This window comes from Rhodomicrobium udaipurense JA643, from assembly GCF_000636015.1.
Taxonomy (GTDB): Bacteria; Pseudomonadota; Alphaproteobacteria; order Rhizobiales; family Rhodomicrobiaceae; genus Rhodomicrobium; species Rhodomicrobium udaipurense.
On sequence record NZ_JFZJ01000010.1, the window covers coordinates 1 to 18,626 of the forward strand.

The window sequence follows — 18,626 nt, forward strand, 5'->3', positions numbered from 1 at the left end:
CCCGCTGGAGGTCACGCCGTTCCGCCTCTTGCTGTCGGAGCACGTCGATCTCATCAACGACGCCAACATTCTCGGTGTCGAGCAGGGGACGGACGCCGTCGTTCTCACCGTCGAGGACAAGAAAGGCGACGGCTCGGGGCGCATCCGCCTCATGTTCTCGAAGCCGGACATGGTGCTGAAGGAATGGATCATCACCGATGCGCAGGGCCTGAGCACCAAGATCGAGGTCGCGAATCTTGAGGAAAACAAAGAACCTGCGCCCGATGTTTTCAAATTCTCGCAGACGATCGGTTTCAAGGCCCCGAACTGACGCGGTCAAGCTGCGACAGATTCGCCACTGTCAAGGTGCGAATTGCCGATTTTTCATTTGCAATCGATGAGGGCCGTGCTATCTTACCTTGCATAGAGAGATTGATGCCAGTCACCATCGGTAGTGCCCCCCCGTCTAGCCGAAGGCATTAATCTCTCAGCGTCGGCTTCCCTCCCGACGCATGCGTGAAAACGCAAAAGCGCCCAACCTTCGCCGGAGTTGGGCGCTTTTTTTTGTGCGCGATCGAGCGGCAGGCGCAGCGGTCACGCTCTCGATAGTGGGTGACGCGTGGCCGGTAAGTGCTTACGCTTCGGCATCCACGGCTGGGCCAAACGTGCCACTTTCCGCGATGACGGAATCCTGCGCGCCGACGTTGACGGGCTACCGTCGAGTGGTTCGTGCGATGTCATTAATGCGAAGCCGCTGTTCACCGGGCGGCCTATGCGGCACGCGCCATCGGCAAAGACGAAGCTCGTGGAAACGCCGATGGTCGTAGCTTCTTTCAGACTTTGCGGGATCGATTCGCCCGGCTGTGCGGCAGAGCGGGGCGCGGATCGCTCTCCCCCGAGTTCTCGACATCCATCCGCCGCAATGAGGCGTTTCCTGCCTGCCTCGGGATGAGCCCTAAGCCGCAGCCCGCGTGGCCTCGGCACCGAGGTCGCCGTGGCGACGGGCTCACGTAAAAGCGAATCGAGCGCATGACACTCCGCATCACCACCTGGAACATCAATTCCGTCAGGCTCCGCTTTGAGCTCGTCGCCCGCTTTGTGCGCGAGACGCGGCCGGATATCCTCTGCCTGCAAGAAATCAAATGCCGCGACGAGTTTTTCCCGCTCGAAGGCTTCCGCGAGCTTGGCTTCGAGCACATCGCGATCTGCGGGCAGGCGGGCTATCACGGCGTGGCGACGCTGTCCAAGCTACCGCTTGAACCGCTGCCGCGTCAGAGCTTCTGCGGCACGGAGGAAGCGCGCCATCTCGGCGCCAAGATCGCGCTGCCAAGCGGCGGCACGCTCGCCGTGCATAATATCTACGTGCCTGCGGGCGGCGACATCCCCGACCCGGAGTTGAACCCGAAATTCAAGCAGAAGCTCGCCTATCTCGCGGCGTTGGCGAAGTGGGAGCGCGGCTGGACCGACGACGCGAACGCCGTGCTCGTCGGCGACTTCAACGTCGCGCCGCTCGAAACCGATGTCTGGTCGCACAAGCAGCTTTTGAAGGTGGTGAGCCACACGCCCGTCGAGGTGGAGGCGCTAACGAAGGTGCGCGAGGATGGCCGCTGGGTCGATCTCGTCCGCAAGGTCATCCCGCCGGAAGAGAAGGTCTACAGTTGGTGGAGTTACCGCGCGCGGGACTGGGCGGCGTCGGATCGCGGGCGGCGGCTCGACCACATCTGGGGCAGCGCGGCAATGGCCGAGCGCACGCGCGCCGTCAGCGTGCTGAAAGATGCGCGTGGCTGGCCGGGACCGTCCGACCACGTGCCGGTCACGCTTGAGTTCGAGAGGTAAAGCGCGACCTCCCCCGTCAGCCAAGCACGCCGCGATCACTCGCGCACGGCGCGGCTTTCCTTGTCGACAAATGACGGATGCGCAATCGCAGGCTGCGCGAGGCCCCGCGCCTCAAGCTCACGGCGCGCTTCGAGGCGCAGGCGCTCCGATGCTGTTTCGATCTCGCTTTCGAGCCGCTGCATGAACTCCAGCTTCGGCAGCCCCGGCGGGATCGGGTCGAGGAATTCCACGACGATAGTGCCGGGATAGCGCAGGAAAGAATTGCGCCGCCAGAACATGCCGGAGTTGAGCGCCATCGGGCACACGGGCACTTTGAGATCTTGATAGAGGACAATGATGCCCGGCTTGTAATTGGGAGCAGCGCCCGGCGCGGCTCGCGTGCCCTCGGGAAAGATCACGATCTCGCGGCCTTGCGCGACGCGGCCGCGCGCCTCGCGCATCATCTGGCGCAGCGCAGCCGGGCCAAGCTCGCGCTGGATCGGGATGAGCTCGAATTTCTTGCAGAACCGGCCATAGAGCGGGATCGACAGCAGTTCCGCTTTCATCACAAGCGCCGGGTCGCGCATGAGCGAGAGCGGCGCGAAGGTGTCCCACGTCGCCTGATGTTTCGCGGCGACGATGCACGGTCCCGGCAGAAGCTTCTCGCGCCCGCGAACCTCCATTTTAGTGCCGCAGATCACGCGCAACAGCCATTGCGACACGTCGCCGTGCAATTTCAGCGCCGCCATCGCCCAACTGCGCGGCACGAACGGCAGAAGCAGCCAGCTTCCGAGGATCAGAAATATCGCCCAGCTAATGTAGAGGATCGGAATGAACAGCGCGGATCTGAAATAGAGGAGGGCTTTAGCTGGCGCGCGCATTGATCAACTGTGGCTCGTGTTCGACTCTGGCGGAGGCGTTGGAGATGGAGTTCGCGCCGTAACGCGCCATCGCCGTGATGTACTTCATATACTCCTTCCAGAGAACCCACGCAGTGCGCGAATCGCGCCACCAGCGCTCGTCGAGGCGCGGCGCCCTGACCGGATACGGAACAAGCTCCACGTCCCGCATCGCCTGATGAAGTTCGATCAGCGCGCGCGGCATATGATAGGTGGACGTGACGACGATGATCGACCGGTAGCCGCGTTTTCGCACCCAGTTCGTGGTCTCGGCCGCGTTGGCTTCGGTGTTGTGAGCGTTGTCGAGATCGACGCAGCAGGAAAACAGCGACCAGCTTCGCGACCCGCGGGATGTGGTGAGGCTCATGATCTGCGGCGCGCGTGTCGTCTTGTGCACGCCCGAAATAAGCAGTCGGCGCGCCTTGCCCTCCGACAGAAGGCGCACGGCGGCGGCGATGCGCTCCTCGTCACCAGTAAGCGCGACGATGGCGTCGGCGTCCCTCAGCCTCGCTGACGGCATGATGCTGACCGAATACGCGAAGATGAAAAAGCCGCACATGATGGCGAAAGAAAAAAGTGCGGTTATGCGCACGGCGCGACGGAAGATGGCTCTGGGAGAGAGCAGATTACGCGGGCAAGTCCTGTCGCCGTCGGTGCTCATTGCTCCGGCAGTATAGCGCCGGGCTGAGGAATTGCCTATTTTTTTTGGATCGCGTGCCTCGATCATTAACCTTAAATGTTCTGGTTGTTGAGGATTCTCCGCACACCGTAGCGCGAAGTAAGTTTGCAGATGAGAGCAACCGCGACCACGACCACCACAAGCACGGCGTATCCGCCTATGTCGAGCGTGCCCGCGCCGACGAGGCGGCGAATCTCGGCCGCCGATGTCGCGGACGTGCTGATGCCCTCGGTGATGTAGGGCAGGCAGAAGAAGAGAAGGCCAGCCAGCCCCGCGCCGAAAATCCCGGCCCTCACACCAACCTTGACGAAGTGCGTCTCGAACTGGCGCGCGATAAATTTTTCCTCGGCGCCCACAAGGTTCAGCACAGACACGATCTCGCGGTTCGAGGCGAGAGCGCTCGTCGCGGCGGCCACGATCACCGCCGCCGTCGCCATCGCCATCAGGAACAGCATACCGATGCCGCCGATTTCGAGGAGCCGCGTAAGGCGCCGGATTTCGTTGCGCCATAGCCCATGGTCGTCGAGCAGCGCACCCGGAAACTTCGATTCGAGCACCGTCTTGAGCGTGGCGATGTCGGGCGGGCTCGACATATCGATCTGCACCGCGATGAGCTTTGGAATCGCGAAGCTCTTGAGCACCTCGGAGCGGCCGATCCACGGTTCGACCAGCTTCAGCGACTGTTCCTGTGAAAATGGCGTGACGCGAGCGATGCCGTTCTGGCCCTTCAGGAACTGGACGATCTCGGCGGTGTCGTCGCTGGAAGAGTCGGCGTGCGGCTGGATCTGGATGGTGATCTCGGCCGAGATGCGATTCGTCCACACATTCGCGGCGTTGAAGACGACATACACACCGCACGCCGTGATCGAGGCGAGGAAGCCCATGATCGCGATCACGAGCGCGAGCGAGTGGCCCGTGACCGATCCCGGCGGCACGATGGGAGCGTTCGGCCGTGCATATTTGGGCTGCGACTGCTTGCGCGTCTTGTAGGGGACGGGAAGCGAGGACGCGGGTTGAACGGTACTCATGATTCGACGGTACTCATGGCCACATCGCTACTCGTGCATTTCCAGCCGGCCGTTTTCAAGCTGCATGCGCGCTGCCGGGAACTGCGACATGAGCTGATAATCGTGGGTCGCGATGATGATCGACGTGCCGAGGCGGTTCAACTCGATGAACAGGCGGAGAAGGCGGCGCGCCATCTGCGGGTCGACGTTGCCGGTCGGTTCGTCAGCGAGGAGCAGTTCCGGCTTCGCGATCACGGCCCGCGCGATGGCGGCGCGCTGCTTCTCACCGCCCGATAGCACCGCAGGGAAGGCGTGCATGCGGTCGCCGAGGCCCACCCAGCGCAGAAGTTCCGTCACATCGTCCTGATAGTCGCTCTGCTTGCGGCCCATCACGCGGAGCGGAAGCGCCACGTTCTCCCACGTCGTGAGATGGTCGAGCAGGCGAAAATCCTGAAAGACGATGCCGATGCGTCGCCGGAGATCCGCGCGCTGACTCGTCGTATTCTTGGCGATATTTCGTCCGAAAAGATAGACGAGGCCGCGCGTTGGCCTGAGCGACATGAAAAGCATGCGGAGAAGCGTTGTCTTCCCGGCGCCGGACGCTCCGGTCAGGAAGTGAAACGAGCCAGGATGCAGATGAAAATTTACGTCGCGCAGGACTTCCTGGCCGGCCCCATAACGGAGACCGACATTCTCGAATCGAATAAGAGCATGACCGGTATTCACAACCTCAACCCTGCTGTTCGCTCCCGAGCCGATTTATGATAAGCCCGGGTCGATCTAGCAATTGATTTCGACAAAGCCGAGACGGCGGTAGCGGAAAACGAAGAACAGAGTTGATCCGATGATCATCGAATGCCCGGCCTGCACGACGCGCTATGACATCAAGGCCACGCTGCCGCCGGAAGGCCGCTCCGTCCGTTGTGCCAAATGCGGCACGGTCTGGCGCGCGCTGCCTGATGCGGTGGCGGAGCCGCAGGAGTTTCAAGACGCCGTGACGCAGCGTGTTGCCGAGGAAGAGCCGTCCGTTCCCGAGGTGGAGCGTCAGAAGCGCGACCTGGCCGCGGAGCTGCGGCGGCAATGGGCCGCGGAAGCCGCTCCCCGGCCGGAGCGCGAGGATGCCGCGCCGGATGCTCATGCCGATGCGGATATCACAGCAGCCGTGCAGCAGCATCTCGCCGACGAGCCCGTGCAAGAAGAGCCCGTGCCGGAAACGCGTTACGCCTCTTTCGGTGAAGGTTGGCGCCGCGACGCCGCCGCTTCACCCGACGAACCCGATGTTCGCGCGGAAGCCGAAGCGCAGCCGGTCGCCGGTGTCGCGCCTTCGCTGAACGACGAGCGCGACGCGCAGGTGGTCGCTCAGCATGGGCCGCAGGCGGCGCGAGAGCCCGCAGAGGATGTGCCCGCCGAGGAGGCGGTGTCCTCTGCCGAGCCGCCGGCTCCAGATGCCGAGGATGTAAGCGGGCAGGATGCTCCGCCTGAGGACGGCAAGGTGAGCTGGTTTGGCAGCTTCCGCCGTCGCCACAAGCAGAAAGACGCCGAAGCTTCCACCTTTGCCAAGGAAACGGCCGCTTCGCCCCAGGTCGCCGAAACGATCCCCTTTCCGCGCCAGCCGACTGTCGCGGAAGCCGAAGTGGCTGGGCCTGCCGAACCCGATCTTCGCACGCTGGAAGAAGCGCGCGCGGCTGTTCGCGGGGTGTTTTCGAGCCTAGGCGACGGCCGACCGTCCCTTGCGGGCCATTCCTTCGCCTCGCCCATGACCGCGCCAGTCAGCGAGGCGGCGCGCGACAGCGATTTGTCCGCGAGCGGTAAGGATACAGGCGCGCCCGCGACCCAAGGCTTAGGTGAGTGGCGCGAAGGCAAGTATGATCGCAACGCCTGGCGGGCTCCCGAAGACGAGCGCAGGGAAGAAAGCGCAGGCACGGCGGATGCCGGCAGGTCCGATTCCGCTTCCCTTCGCTGGACGCCGACCCAAGAGCACCCCGTCGTGTCCAGCGATCCCGAGGTCGCGCTGCGAAAAGCGATGCAGTCGCAATTCTCCGAAGCCTCGGATGACAAGGAACTGGCCGAGGAGCTGGAAAGCCATCTCCGCGCCGCGGCGGGGCCACGCGATGAAGCGCGGGCCGAAGACGATCTTCAAGGCGATCTCGCGGCGATCTGGAAGCGCCCGCAGGTGCGCGCGCCGATTGCACCCGCCGAGGATGCTTATCCGGCGGCCGAGGAAGCGGAGGAAGCGAGTTTCGATCCTCGCTTGGCGCGCGAAATCGAGGAAACACAGGAATCGTCCGGCGTTGTGCGCCGTGGCTTCGGTAGCCTCGCGGTCGCTGCGGCGTGGGGGCTTTTCGTGACCGTCGCCGCCGGGCTCGTGGTCGGCCTTTTCGCTTTTCGCGATATCGTCGCCGACTCAGCGCCGGGTCTTGCGCCGCTCTACACCGCGTTCGGAATGCCCGTCACGGTTCAGCCGCTCTCGTTCGATGCCGTCACATATAAATGGACGCTTACGGACGGAAAACCGACGCTTCTCGTCAGCGGAGCCATTTACAACACGTCCAAGCGCAAGGTCAAAATGCCGGACTTTACGATCACCATCAAGGATCGCGATCCCGCGCTCGACCGCGAATACTCCGCCGCGCTTCGCAGTGGAACAACCAAGATAAGGTCTAGGCAGCGCGAAGATTTCGATATTGAACTGGTCTCGCCAAGTCCGACATTGTCTTCCATCGAACTCGCGCTCAAGAAAGTCCGCTAGGCCATAATGACAGCCGGTCTCCTGGAACGCTACCGCCGCCTTCTGGCTGACGGTAAGATCTCACCTGACCCCGCGCAGGCGCTCGCCGTCGAGAAACTGCAAATCCTCACAAACCGGCTCGCGCTCTATGTCGCGCCGACGAAGACGGACTTCTTCTCCTTCTTCACGCGGAAGCGCGGCGAGGTGCCGAAGGGGCTTTACGTCTACGGCGCGGTCGGGCGCGGCAAGACGATGCTGATGGACCTCTTCTATCAGGAAGCGCAGGTGGAGAAGAAGCGCCGCGCGCACTTCCACGAGTTCATGGCCGATGTCCATGCCGCGCTGACGGTGGCGCGGCGCGCGGCGAAGGACGATCCTATCGTGTCCGTGGCGAAGTCCATCGCGGCGGAGGCGCGGCTTCTGTGCCTCGATGAGCTGTTCGTGACCGACATCGCCGACGCCACCATCGTCAGCCGCCTGTTCGCCACGCTGTTCGATGCGGGGACGGTCGTCGTCTTCACCTCGAACGCGCACCCGATGCAGCTTTACAAGAACGGGCGCAACCGCGACCAGTTCGTGCCCTTCATCCATCTGATCGAGAACACGATGGAGGTTCTGCAACTGGAATCCGCGCAGGATTACCGCCTTCAGCACCTCACCCACGGCGCGCTGTATTTCACGCCCGCCGACTCAGCCGCGAAAGCCGCCATGGACGAGCTTTGGAAAAAGCTTACGTTCGGCGAGCCCTGTGCGCCCGAAGCCATCCCGGTGCTCGGCCGCGAGCTTCACGTTCCGCGCGCATGCCTCGGCGCAGCGCGCTTCACCTTCGCGGAGTTGTTCGAGCAGCCGACCGCCGCCTCCGATTATCTGGCGCTCGTCCGGCACTACCACACGATTTTCGTGGATGGCATTCCGGTCCTGACACCCGCCGACCGCAACGCCGCGCGCCGCTTCATCACCTTCATCGATACGCTTTACGATGCGCGGACCGGCTTCGTCGCCTCGGCCGATGCGCAGCCGGACGATCTCTACAAGGCGGGCGACGGCTCGGAGCTTTTCGAGCGCACGGCATCGCGGCTCATCGAGATGCGCTCGCCCGACTATTTCACGAAGGCGGCCGCGAACCTGGAAACGGCGGAGGAAAGCGAATAACTCGGCGGCTACCCGCGAGGTTCGCTGCGGTGTTTCGTCCGCTTGCCCTTGACACAACCCCAGCGCATCCGCCACACCTTGCGCAATGAATTCTTACGCGCGAGCGCTTCCATGAAAATCAACGGCAACGAAATCCGTCCCGGCAACGTCATCGAGCACAACAACAGCCTTTGGGTTGCAGTGAAGACGCAGGCCGTGAAGCCCGGCAAGGGTCCGGCTTACAATCAGGTCGAGTTGAAAAACCTCATCAACGGCTCGAAGCTTAACGAGCGCTTCCGCTCGTCCGAGACGGTGGAGAAGGTTCGCCTCGAACAGAAGGACTTCCAGTTCCTGTATAATCAGGAAGACATGCTGGTTTTCATGGACACCGAATCCTACGAGCAGATCGAGCTTGCGAAGGATTTCGTCGGCGAACGCTCGGCTTTCCTTCAGGACGGCATGAAGGTCATCGTGGAGATGCACGAGGGCCGCGCCATCGGCATCGAGCTGCCCGATCAGGTGACGCTGACCATCGTGGAAGCCGATCCGGTCGTGAAGGGCCAGACGGCGGCCTCGTCCTACAAGCCCGCGTTGCTCGAAAACGGCGTGCGTGTCATGGTCCCGCCCTTCATCTCCTCGGGCGAGAAGATCGTCGTCGACACGAACGAGATCGCCTATATCCGCCGCGCGGAGTAGACTACCCTCATAACGCGCTTCCTTTCGGGCATCGCACTCTTCGACGCGATGCAATCGGAGTGCGGTTTTCGCATGCCGGAACCGGCTTGAGCTGGCGTCCGGCATTGTCGCGAAGACGCAACGCGGAAGTGTTACGCTCCCGCGAACGCGTCGTTTTCAGATTTTTTCGGCAGGCCCAAGCCGCCGCCGCCATCGTGGAGTGCCCCGCATGCCCGCATCAGCGCTGATGACGATCATGATCAACGCAGCCCGGAAAGCGGGACGCAGCCTTGCGCGCGATTTCGGCGAGGTCGAACACCTTCAGGTCAGCGTGAAAGGCCCGGCGAATTTCGTCTCCGCCGCAGATCACCGCGCCGAAACGATACTCTATGAGGAACTGTCGAAGGCGCGCCACGGCTATTGCTTCCTGATGGAAGAGCGCGGCCTCGTCGAAGGACCGGACAAGTCGCACGTCTGGATCATCGATCCGCTCGACGGCACGACGAACTTCCTGCATGGCATCCCGCTGTTCTCCATCTCCATCGCGCTCGAACGCGAGGGCGAACTCGTGGCGGGCCTCATCTACAATCCGGCGACGGGCGATCTTTACACCGCAGAGAAGGGCAAGGGCGCGTTTTTCAACGACTCGCGCCGCCTGCGGGTGGCCGCGCGCGATAACCTCGATGCGGCGGTAATCGCCACGGGCATCGCCCATCGCGGCAAGCCCGCGCAGGAGCAGAACCTGCACGAGATTTACAACGTCATGGTGGATGCGGCAGGTATCCGCCGCACGGGCGCGGCGTCGGTCGATCTGGCGTGGGTGGCGCAAGGGCGCTTCGATGGCTATTGGGAGCGCAACATCCAGTCGTGGGACATGGCTGCGGGCATCGTCATCGTTCGCGAGGCGGGCGGCTACGTGTCGGATGCGGAAGGCCGCTCCAACATGCTGAAGTCCGGCACCATTGTCTGTGGCAATGAGTCGATTCATGCGGCGATTTTGAAACGCATCGCCATTAAAGCTTAGCAAGATTGCGTTTTTCAGGGTGAAGTTGTATTCCGCGCTTTCCGCAAATGGTGTATAGGGCGTCCCAAAGCTTGAGTTTTGCACCGATCGACGCGACCGCGGGACACGCTGATCATGAGTAAATCGCCCTACTACAAGACGTTATCCGGCCCCGGACGGTTCGTCGGCCGCATGCTCCTGTTCCTGATCCTCGCCGGGTTGGTCGGGTTCATCATTCACAAACCGATCATCGAGAATTTCGACCACAACCGCCCGTTGAACACGCTGATCGTGGGCGTGCTGCTTTTCGGCATCCTCTACACCTTCCAGCAGGTGTTCCGCCTCTTCCCCGAAGTGCGCTGGGTAAACAATTTCCGCCTCTCCGATCCCGTGGCGACGGATCGCTCGCCTGCCATGCTCGCGCCGATGGCGACGCTGTTGCAGCGGCGGCAAGGCCAAGGCACGATTTCGCCCTTCGCGATGCGCTCGATCCTCGATTCCATCGCCTCCCGGCTCGACGAAAGCCGCGAAACCACGCGCTATCTCGTCGGCCTGCTCATCTTCCTCGGCCTGCTCGGCACATTCTGGGGCCTGCTCGAAACGACGGGATCGGTCGGCCAGACCATTTCCGCGCTGAACACCGAAGGCAAGGAAACGGCGGAAGTCTTTCAGGAGCTGAAGACCGGCCTCGAAGCGCCGTTGCGCGGCATGGGCACCGCGTTCTCGGCCTCGCTGTTCGGCCTTGCGGGCTCGCTCATCCTCGGCTTCCTCGACCTTCAGGCCGGACAGGCGCAGGCTCGCTTCTACAACGAACTCGAAGAGTGGCTCTCGACCATCACCGAACTTCGCTCCGAAGGCCCGGCCGACGCGCCCGGCTCGCAGGCGCAACTCCGCTTCGCGCTTCTCGACATGCAGCGCAGCATCTCCGACCTCGCCGAGAAGATCGAGCACGGGTTCATACGCGGAGGCGGCGCGAACAGCGAACACCTCGCCAGGCTTTCTGAGGGCATCGACAAGCTCGTGCAACAGATGCGCGCGGAGCAAAAGGTCTTGCGCGAGTGGGTGGATGAGCAGTCGCACAATCAGGGCGAGCTTGCCTCCGTGTTGAGAGAGCAAAACCGCCTCGCCGGTGCGCTTCGCGAGATCGCCGCGCGCGCCCGCCGCGACCCCGTGGACCGGTAGCCCCGGAGGATCACCGATGGCCCTTTCGAAGCGCCGCCGCCCGCACGCCGTCGATTACTGGCCGGGCTTTGTCGACGCGCTGTCTACGCTGCTCCTCGTCGTGACGTTTCTCATGGTCCTGTTCATGGTCGCGCAATATTTCGCGGCGCAGGACGCGAGCGGCAAGGACACGGCGCTCGCCAAGCTTCAGCGCCAGATCGCGCAAATGGCCGACCTCCTTTCGCTCGAACGCTCGCAGAAGAAAACCGCGATGGAAGAATCGAGCGGGCTTCGCGAGACGCTTGCCGCCACCAGCGCCGAGAACAAGCGGCTCACAAGCCTCCTGTCGGTCGATTCGGCGAAAAGCGGCGATGCCCGCGTCGCGGCGGTCACGACGCAACTCGATGAGCAGAAAAGCATAACGGCGCAGGCGCTCGCGCAGGTGGAGCTTCTGAACCAGCAGATCCTCGCGCTGAGGAAGCAGCTCGCCGCGCTTGAAAATTCGCTCGGCGACTCGGACAAGCGCGACAAGCAGGCTCAGGCGCAAATATCCGATCTCGGCCAGCGGCTGAATGTGGCGCTCGCGAAGCGCGTGCAGGAGCTGTCGCAATACCGTTCGACGTTCTTCGGCGAACTCAAGAAATCGCTCGGCGACCGGGACGACATTCAGGTCGTCGGCGACCGCTTCGTGTTCCAGTCCGAAATCTTCTTCGATAGCGGCTCGGCGGACCTCTCGCCGCTCGGTTACGCCGAACTCGACAAGCTCGGCACGGCGCTGAGAGACCTGGAAAACAAGATCCCGCGCGACATCAACTGGGTTCTTCGCATCGACGGCCACACCGATGTGCGCCCGATCGCGACGGCGGCGTTCCGCTCGAACTGGGAGCTTTCCTCGCAGCGCGCGATCTCGGTCGTGAAATATCTCGTGTCGAAGGGCGTGCCGCCGAACCGGCTCGTCGCGGCGGGCTTCGGCGAATATCAGCCGCTTACGAGCGGCTATACCGACGCCGACCTGCGCCGAAACCGCCGGATCGAACTGAAACTCACGGAGAAGTAGGCGCGGCGCGGTTGCGGATCGCGCGCCGCTTCGTTACGTAAATCGCCATGCTGCCACCGCAAAAGAAATCCTCCGGCGCCGAAATCGAAGAGCTGATCGCGCTGCTCGCGAAGCTGCCTGGGCTCGGGCCGCGCTCGGCGCGCCGCGCGGCGCTGCACCTCATCAAGAAGCGCGAGCAGCTTCTCCTGCCGCTCGCCCGCGCGCTGGGTGTCGCCGCCGACAAGATCGCGATCTGCAAGGAATGCGGCAACATCGACACACAGCAGCCCTGCGCGATTTGCGCGGATGCGGGCCGCGACGCCTCCACGATCTGCGTGGTTGAGGAGGTGGGCGACCTGTGGGCGCTGGAGCGGGCGGCCATCGTGCGCTCGCGCTATCACGTGCTCGGCGGTACGCTGTCGCCGCTCGACGGGCGCGGGCCGGACGACCTCTTCCTCGTCAAGCTGATGGAGCGCGCGCGCCAGCCCGGCGTTAACGAAATCATCCTCGCGCTCAACGCCACGGTGGAAGGTCAATCGACGGCGCATTACATTGCGGCAGAGCTGGAAGGATTGCCGCTGAAGGTGACGCGTCTTGCGCGCGGCGTGCCCATCGGCGGCGAACTGGACTATCTTGACGAAGGAACGCTCGCTGCCGCGATCAAGCTTCGCCAGCCGATCTGATTCGCACACGCTGCGCGCGCAGCACTCGCCTTACGGTCGCTCTCTTTCCTGTGGTAACGTGTTGGAATGACGACGCAGAGTAGCAAGTCCGAAAACGAGGCCGGGGCCAGGAACGGCGTCGAGGCATCGCCGTCTCCCGAGGAACGGTTCCTGAGGCGGAAGGTGCGTGCCGCGAACCGCGCGATGCTGTTCGAGAAGCTGTGGCCGCGCGTCTGGCTGCCGCTCGCGGTGGTCGGCGTTTTCGTGCTGCTCTCGGCGTTCGAAGTTTGGCAGATGCTGCCGCCCGCCGCGCATTTCGGGCTGCTATGGGGGTTCGGCGCGGGGTTCGTCTTCTCGCTGGTGCCGCTCGTGTTCTGGCGACCTCCGTCGCGGCAGGATGCGCTTGACCGGATCGAACGCGCCTCTGCCCTCGATCATCGCCCGCTGACCGCCTTTCAGGATACGCTTTCGCAGGATGCTTCGCCCGCCACGCGCGCGCTATGGGAGGCGCATCGGGCACGCGCGGCCCGGTCGCTCGCGAAGCTCAAGACGGGCGAAGCGCGGCCGCGTATCGACCGTTACGACCCTTTCGCACTTCGCGCGCTTCTCGTGCTCCTGCTCGTCGCCGCGCTCGCATCGACGCAAGCCGACCTGCCGAACCGGATCCGCGCCGCTTTCGCGGTGCCCGACCTTCCACTCATCGGCAACGGCCTGCGCATCGACGCGTGGGTTTCCCCACCCACCTACACGCGCAAGGAACCCTTCGTGCTTTCGGCGAACGCGTCGGCCACAGAGGCCGTGCCCGTGCCGCAGGGCTCTACGCTCACCGTCAAGATCAACGGAGCCGACGCGAAGGGCTACAGCGTTGCGCTGGCGTCGCCCGGCGGCAAGCAGCCGATTGCGCCGACAGCGCAGTCGACCGACACCTATGCGGAATACACGAGCGCCATCGACGAAGATGTGACGCTTTCCATCGGCTGGACGCTCGGCTCGGAGCGGACCTGGCGCTTGAGCGTCGTGCCGGACGGTGCGCCGAGGATCGCATTTCACGGCCCCATTGAGGTGTCGCCGCGCGCGGTGATGCTCCTCAAATACAAGGTGGACGACGATTATGGCGTCGCGAGCGCGGAAGCGCGCGTGGAGCGCGTCATTATCCCGTCCGTAAGCGAGAGGGACAGCGAGGCTGTGGAAGCGCCCCCGCCGCCGGCCGTTCCGCAGATCGGCAAGCCGCCCGTGTTCCCCCTCTCGCTTCCGCATGCGCCGGTCAAGGCCGCCGACGCGAAGACCTACAAGGATCTGACATCGCATCCCTGGGCGGGCCTGCCCGTTGTGATATCGCTCGCGGCGAAGGACGAGGCCGGACATGAAGGGCTGAGCGCGCCACGCGGCATGATCCTCCCCGAGCGGAAATTTACGAAGACGCTCGCGCGCGGCACCATCGACCAGCGTCGTTCGCTCGTGCAGAACCCTGCCGACACAGCGCGCGTCGCTGAAAATCTCGACGCGCTGGCCGTCGCCGCGCAGGACGAGGGAGCGGCCGCGCCTATTTATCTCGGGCTGCGCTCGGCTTTCTGGCGGCTCAAGAACGAGCCGGAAATCGGCGACATCGAGGATGTGGTCGAACAGCTTTGGGATGTCGCCATCCGTATCGAGGACGGCAATTTGTCGGCGGCAGAGCGGGAGCTTCGCGCCGCGCAGGAGCGTCTGAAGGACGCCTTGGAACGGGGCGCACCGCGTGAGGAAATCCAGAAGCTCATGGCCGAGCTTCGGCAGGCGCTGAACAGCTATTTGCAGGCGCTCAGGCAGCAGCAGAACAAGAACAGCGACCGCGCGGCCGCCTCGCCGAACGCGAAGACGATTTCGCCGCAAGATCTCGCGCAGATGCTCGACAAGATCGAGAACCTCGCGAAATCGGGCTCGGCCGATGCCGCTGCGCAAATGCTGAACCAGCTCCGCGACATCCTCGAATCGCTGCAAACCGCGCAGGGCAGCGGCCAGAGCCAGGAAGAGGACGCCGAGAGCCTTCAAAAGCTCGACGAGATGACCGATCTCCTGCGCAAGCAACAACAACTTCTCGATGACACATTCCGCGAGCAGCAAAATCAAGACGAGAACGCCGACGACGAGAAGGGCGCTCAGCCCCGGCAGGGACAGCGCGGCCAGAAGCAGGGACAAGCCAGCCCGAAAAGCTCGGCCGAACTCGACCAGCGTCAGGAAGACTTGCAGAAACAGTTGCAGGAGCTTCTCTCCGGCATGAATGCCGAGGGGAAAGACCCGGTGCAGCAGAAGCTTCGCGAGGCGGATGAGGCGATGGGCGACGCTGTCGACTCGCTGCGTCAGAAGCAGCTTGGCGACGCGGGGGAAGAGGAAGGGCGCGCGGTCGAAAGCCTGAGGCAAGGCACACGCGCGCTCGCCGAGCAGATGATGCGCTCGGCCGGCGGGTCGGGGACCGGCAATCAGGCCAACCGCGATCCGCTGGGGCGCAAGCAGAACGGCCCGCTCGACAACGCCGGCGATGATGTGAAAATTCCGGACGAGTCGAGCGGTCAGCGCGCGCGCGCCATCATGGACGAGCTTCGCAAGCGACTCGGCGAGCCGACGCGACCCATGCTCGAACTCGATTACCTCGAACGCCTGATCAAGCCCTATTGAGGCTCGTCGCCTTGCGAAATCGCACCGGCGGCAAGATATTTGCATTAGGGAGAACAAACGGATTTGGGCGGAACGCGCCCGGACAGGAAACATTATGACCGGCTCAGCAAACATCGACGAACTCGTCGAGAATTTCGGTTTCCTCGACGATTGGGAGGACCGTTACCGCTATCTGATCGAGCTTGGCCGCGCGCTTGCCCCGCTTGATGACGCCGAGCGCAACGAAGTCACCAAGGTGCGCGGCTGCGCGAGCCAGGTCTGGGTTGTCAGCAAGGCGACAGGCGCCGGTCCCGACACGGTGATCGAGCTGCGCGGCGACAGCGACGCGCATCTGGTCAAGGGGCTGATCGCGGTGGTGCTGGCGCTGTTCTCGGGCCGGACCGCGCGCGAAATCCTCTCGACGGACGAGAAGGCCGTTTTCATGACGCTCGGGCTCAACGATCATCTGACGCCGCAACGCTCGAACGGGCTTGCGTCGATGGTGCAGCGCATCAAGCGCGATGCGCTCGCCGCGTCGAGCGCGGAAACCTCGGCGGCTGTGCATTAGATCGACGCGGCGCGCTTACATGGGCGCGGCGTGCGTTCGTGAGCGGACTATCGACCGCCCGAATGTGCGGTGCGTCAGCGGCCATGAACGGCTCTACCCGCGCCGCGATGCCCCGCTCCCGGCGCGCCGGAGACTTTGACGCAACGGCGCAAACATACTAAAATTCAACGCTTCAGCCGCATTATCGGCGGCACAGGCCTTTTGACCCGGTGCGTTGCTCGTGATGCGTTTCGCTTCTGAAAACATCCCTCCGACCGAATTCTCCGCCATCGAACACGCGCCCTATCCATCGCAGCCCTACCTGCCGCTGCCCTCGCATCGGAAGCGCGTGGCGGTGACAGCGTCCTCGGCTGGCGCGCTCATCAATTTCTGCCATGGCCTGATCCTCGACATGGTCAATCGCGGGCACCGCGTCTTCGCGTTCGCGCCCGAACTGTCGAACAGCGACTTGCGCATTCTCTCGCACATCGGCGCGGAGGCATACTCCCTGCCGACGCAGCTCGCGCTTTGGGACAAGTACCGGCGCATGCGCGAACTCTCGAATCTGTTCGGCGACCTCGCGCCGGACGTGCTTCTCGTCGAGTCCGCCCGTAACGGCATGGTGACTGTCGCTGCGGCGAAGATCGCGAAAATCCCGCACGTCGTGACGGTGGTGCCGAGCTTTGGCCCGGCCTTCATGGAGGGCGCGGCGGGTGCATCCGCGTGGAGCCACCGGCAGGCGATGAAGACCGTGTTCCGCACGGTCTTCTCCTGGAGCGACGCGGTGGTGTTCCACAGCGCACACGACATGAAATTCGCGGACGACACGAAGCTTCTACCGCCGTCGAAATCGGCGGTCGCGGTTGGCGGCTGGGGCGAGGATTTGCACCGCCACGTCCAGCGGTCTCTGCCGCCGCTCGATCGCGGTATGCTGTTCCTGATGGCCGCGCCGCTCGACCAGCTTCAGGGCATTCTCGAATATTGCGAGGCGGCGAAAACGATGCGCCTCAAGGCACGCCGCGCGCGGTTCTTCCTCGCGTCCACGCCGGGCGAGGCTATCGCGCCGGTCGGCACCGCCATCCTGAAGCAGTATCGCGAGTTCGTGCAGTATATCGGCCCGATCGACGACGCGGGTTCGCTCATCTCGAAATGTCATGTGCTGGTCGCGCCCTCTTGGGGCAACGGCGCCCCGCGTTCGTTGTTTCAGGCGCTGGCCCTCGGGCGGCCGGTCATCACCACGGACACGAGAAGCTGCCGCGACTTCGTCCAGCTGGGGCTGAACGGCTACAAGGTGCCCGTCCGCGACCCGGAGGCGCTCGTCCGCGCGATGATCCAGATCTTGCAGAGGCCGGATCTCATGCCGTTGATGGCGGAGGACTCGCGCCGCCTCGCGCTCCGCTTCTATGACATGAACGCCGTCAACGCGCTCGTGCTGGAAACGCTGGGCCTTTAGGGTTCCGGACTGAAAACTTGAAAGAGCAACTGCCAAACGAAGGTCGAACTGCGCCCGGGTTTTCCCGCTCGCTTTTTGCCGTCTCGGCGTCACTTGGCGTTCAGTGCTTGCGCCTGGTCGGTTAGCCTCCAGGACGGGCGATTGAGGGTAATCCCGCACCGCAGAGTAGCGTTCGCCCGTCTTCGAGCCGATATGCTATACCTTTTTCCTGTACACGGGTCGAAAGCTCCGGTTCGTCGCTCACTTGCGACGCAGACGAAGCCCCACGGGCACTGCGCCTCGCCTGACTGTTCGAGGGGGCTTTCCGGCGTGACTATTTCGATTTGCCGATAGCTTACCCTTGAAAAGTCGAGGAAGATTTTAGGCCGCTTGGAGCGACGCCTCTAATGCGAGACAAATGTCGCGACGGGCACCTGACGCAGCACGTCGCGGCTCACGCCACCGAACAGCATCTCGCGGAAGCGCGATTTCGAGTAGCCGCCCATGACGAGCAGGTCGCAGTCCTGCCCCATCAGGCGCACGATGGCGTCCGCCGCGCCGTTGTCGCCCGCATAGGCGACTTCGCTTCTGGCGGTGATACCGTGCCGCGTGAGGTTCGCGATCAGGTCTGCGCCGAGCGCTTCCGCCGCCGCGCGCTCGCTTTCGCGCTGGATCACCGTCACGGCGCGAACGCTGGCGGCATCCTTGATCAAGTCGAGCGAGTCGAACACCGCGCGTGCCGCCTCGCGCGTGTCGTTCCACGCGATGATGACGTTCCGGGCAACGGACTTCTGCGGCTTCAGCGTCGGCAGGATCAGCACCGGACGCCCGCCGCCCATCAGCGCGATTTCGGAGAAGTCGTTCCACGCGTCGGGCAGGTCTTCGGATTGCGCCCCGCAAACCACGAGGTCCGCTCCGTGCGCGTTCCGCAGGATTGCGTCGGAACCGGCGGCATAAGATGCGCTGAAGCAGCGCCATTCGTAGGTGAGACCGCTATTCTGAAGCGTGCCTTCAAACGCCTGTTTCGTTTCCATCGCCGCATCTTGCCCCGCCTTTTGAATGCGGGAGATGACCTCCTCGGAAATGTCGGCCGGAAACTCGCCATATTCGGGCACCTGCGGGATGAGGTGCAAGCCGATCACATGGGCCGACCGCGCAGCCGCGATCGTGACCACGGGTTCGAGAATGGCAGCGGCCGTGCGGCCATTGGGCAGATAAACCAGGATTGTTTTAATCGGCAT

At 63.6% G+C, this 18,626-nt stretch carries 17 protein-coding genes; 12 read left to right on the forward strand and 5 right to left on the reverse strand.

The features are described 5' to 3' along the window. The coding region (locus tag T281_RS02940) for a LolA family protein (RefSeq protein WP_037233923.1) at positions 1–310 on the forward strand (310 nt) is incomplete at its 5' end. 698 nt (positions 311–1,008) lie between these two features. Further along, positions 1,009–1,815, forward strand: a complete 807-nt coding sequence (locus tag T281_RS02945; protein ID WP_037233925.1) for an exodeoxyribonuclease III — start codon at positions 1,009–1,011, stop codon at positions 1,813–1,815. A 35-nt stretch (positions 1,816–1,850) separates the two neighbouring features. Here the strand turns inward: T281_RS02945 and T281_RS02950 are convergent, their stop codons facing one another. From T281_RS02950 to ftsE, 4 genes are all read right to left on the reverse strand, one after another. Further along, positions 1,851–2,675: a lysophospholipid acyltransferase family protein gene (locus T281_RS02950; RefSeq protein ID WP_037233928.1), complete on the reverse strand. Its 825-nt coding sequence runs from the start codon at positions 2,673–2,675 to the stop codon at positions 1,851–1,853. Further along, entirely contained in the window at positions 2,659–3,354 is a 696-nt protein-coding gene (locus T281_RS19035) for a YdcF family protein (protein WP_162173098.1), read from the reverse strand. The genes T281_RS02950 and T281_RS19035 overlap by 17 nt, the downstream gene beginning before the upstream one ends. Positions 3,355–3,425: 71 nt before the next feature. Further along, on the reverse strand, positions 3,426–4,400 hold the full coding sequence (locus tag T281_RS19040; protein ID WP_052036957.1) for a cell division protein FtsX: 975 nt from the start codon (positions 4,398–4,400) through the stop codon (positions 3,426–3,428). Between the two features lie 27 nt (positions 4,401–4,427). Next, a complete protein-coding gene (gene ftsE / locus T281_RS02965) occupies positions 4,428–5,105 on the reverse strand; it encodes a cell division ATP-binding protein FtsE (RefSeq protein ID WP_037233931.1) in 678 nt (225 codons plus the stop codon). A gap of 118 nt (positions 5,106–5,223) precedes the next feature. Between ftsE and T281_RS19465 the strand changes: the two genes are divergently transcribed. From T281_RS19465 to T281_RS03015, 10 genes are all read left to right on the forward strand, one after another. Then, positions 5,224–7,128 (forward strand): zinc-ribbon domain-containing protein, encoded by a 1,905-nt coding sequence (locus tag T281_RS19465; RefSeq protein ID WP_037233935.1) that lies wholly within the window; start codon positions 5,224–5,226, stop codon positions 7,126–7,128. A 6-nt stretch (positions 7,129–7,134) separates the two neighbouring features. Further along, entirely contained in the window at positions 7,135–8,259 is a 1,125-nt protein-coding gene (gene zapE / locus T281_RS02975) for a cell division protein ZapE (protein WP_037233939.1), read from the forward strand. Between the two features lie 111 nt (positions 8,260–8,370). Next, on the forward strand, positions 8,371–8,934 hold the full coding sequence (gene efp / locus T281_RS02980; protein WP_013420923.1) for an elongation factor P: 564 nt from the start codon (positions 8,371–8,373) through the stop codon (positions 8,932–8,934). Positions 8,935–9,142: 208 nt separating this feature from the next. Next, positions 9,143–9,937 carry an inositol monophosphatase family protein gene (locus tag T281_RS02985; RefSeq protein ID WP_037233945.1) on the forward strand — a complete coding sequence of 265 codons (795 nt, stop codon included), beginning with the start codon at positions 9,143–9,145 and terminating at the stop codon, positions 9,935–9,937. A gap of 114 nt (positions 9,938–10,051) precedes the next feature. Continuing rightward, positions 10,052–11,098: a hypothetical protein gene (locus T281_RS02990; RefSeq protein ID WP_037233948.1), complete on the forward strand. Its 1,047-nt coding sequence runs from the start codon at positions 10,052–10,054 to the stop codon at positions 11,096–11,098. A 16-nt stretch (positions 11,099–11,114) separates the two neighbouring features. Then, the gene (locus tag T281_RS02995; RefSeq protein WP_037233951.1) at positions 11,115–12,134 is read left to right on the forward strand and encodes a peptidoglycan -binding protein; all 1,020 of its coding nucleotides are present in this window, start codon (positions 11,115–11,117) and stop codon (positions 12,132–12,134) included. A gap of 47 nt (positions 12,135–12,181) precedes the next feature. Further along, on the forward strand, positions 12,182–12,796 hold the full coding sequence (recR, locus tag T281_RS03000; protein WP_037233954.1) for a recombination mediator RecR: 615 nt from the start codon (positions 12,182–12,184) through the stop codon (positions 12,794–12,796). 66 nt (positions 12,797–12,862) lie between these two features. Further along, positions 12,863–15,427: a TIGR02302 family protein gene (locus T281_RS03005; protein WP_037233957.1), complete on the forward strand. Its 2,565-nt coding sequence runs from the start codon at positions 12,863–12,865 to the stop codon at positions 15,425–15,427. A gap of 94 nt (positions 15,428–15,521) precedes the next feature. Beyond that, a complete protein-coding gene (locus T281_RS03010; protein WP_037233959.1) occupies positions 15,522–15,974 on the forward strand; it encodes a SufE family protein in 453 nt (150 codons plus the stop codon). 223 nt (positions 15,975–16,197) lie between these two features. Next, positions 16,198–17,406 (forward strand): glycosyltransferase, encoded by a 1,209-nt coding sequence (locus tag T281_RS03015; protein ID WP_162173099.1) that lies wholly within the window; start codon positions 16,198–16,200, stop codon positions 17,404–17,406. Between the two features lie 383 nt (positions 17,407–17,789). Here the strand turns inward: T281_RS03015 and T281_RS17360 are convergent, their stop codons facing one another. Next, the gene (locus tag T281_RS17360) at positions 17,790–18,626 is read right to left on the reverse strand and encodes a universal stress protein (protein WP_052036958.1); all 837 of its coding nucleotides are present in this window, start codon (positions 18,624–18,626) and stop codon (positions 17,790–17,792) included.

What these genes read in the sequence shown, in the direction of transcription:
- T281_RS02945 (WP_037233925.1), top strand. Translation starts at nt 1,009, where the DNA reads ATGACACTCCGCATCACCACCTGGAACATCAATTCCGTCAGGCTCCGC.
- T281_RS02950 (WP_037233928.1), bottom strand. Translation starts at nt 2,675, where the DNA reads ATGCGCGCGCCAGCTAAAGCCCTCCTCTATTTCAGATCCGCGCTGTTC.
- T281_RS19035 (WP_162173098.1), bottom strand. Translation starts at nt 3,354, where the DNA reads ATGAGCACCGACGGCGACAGGACTTGCCCGCGTAATCTGCTCTCTCCC.
- T281_RS19040 (WP_052036957.1), bottom strand. Translation starts at nt 4,400, where the DNA reads ATGAGTACCGTTCAACCCGCGTCCTCGCTTCCCGTCCCCTACAAGACG.
- T281_RS19465 (WP_037233935.1), top strand. Translation starts at nt 5,224, where the DNA reads ATGATCATCGAATGCCCGGCCTGCACGACGCGCTATGACATCAAGGCC.
- zapE (WP_037233939.1), top strand. Translation starts at nt 7,135, where the DNA reads ATGACAGCCGGTCTCCTGGAACGCTACCGCCGCCTTCTGGCTGACGGT.
- efp (WP_013420923.1), top strand. Translation starts at nt 8,371, where the DNA reads ATGAAAATCAACGGCAACGAAATCCGTCCCGGCAACGTCATCGAGCAC.
- T281_RS02985 (WP_037233945.1), top strand. Translation starts at nt 9,143, where the DNA reads ATGCCCGCATCAGCGCTGATGACGATCATGATCAACGCAGCCCGGAAA.
- T281_RS02990 (WP_037233948.1), top strand. Translation starts at nt 10,052, where the DNA reads ATGAGTAAATCGCCCTACTACAAGACGTTATCCGGCCCCGGACGGTTC.
- T281_RS02995 (WP_037233951.1), top strand. Translation starts at nt 11,115, where the DNA reads ATGGCCCTTTCGAAGCGCCGCCGCCCGCACGCCGTCGATTACTGGCCG.
- recR (WP_037233954.1), top strand. Translation starts at nt 12,182, where the DNA reads ATGCTGCCACCGCAAAAGAAATCCTCCGGCGCCGAAATCGAAGAGCTG.
- T281_RS03005 (WP_037233957.1), top strand. Translation starts at nt 12,863, where the DNA reads ATGACGACGCAGAGTAGCAAGTCCGAAAACGAGGCCGGGGCCAGGAAC.
- T281_RS03010 (WP_037233959.1), top strand. Translation starts at nt 15,522, where the DNA reads ATGACCGGCTCAGCAAACATCGACGAACTCGTCGAGAATTTCGGTTTC.
- T281_RS03015 (WP_162173099.1), top strand. Translation starts at nt 16,198, where the DNA reads ATGCGTTTCGCTTCTGAAAACATCCCTCCGACCGAATTCTCCGCCATC.
- T281_RS17360 (WP_052036958.1), bottom strand. Translation starts at nt 18,626, where the DNA reads ATGCCGATTAAAACAATCCTGGTTTATCTGCCCAATGGCCGCACGGCC.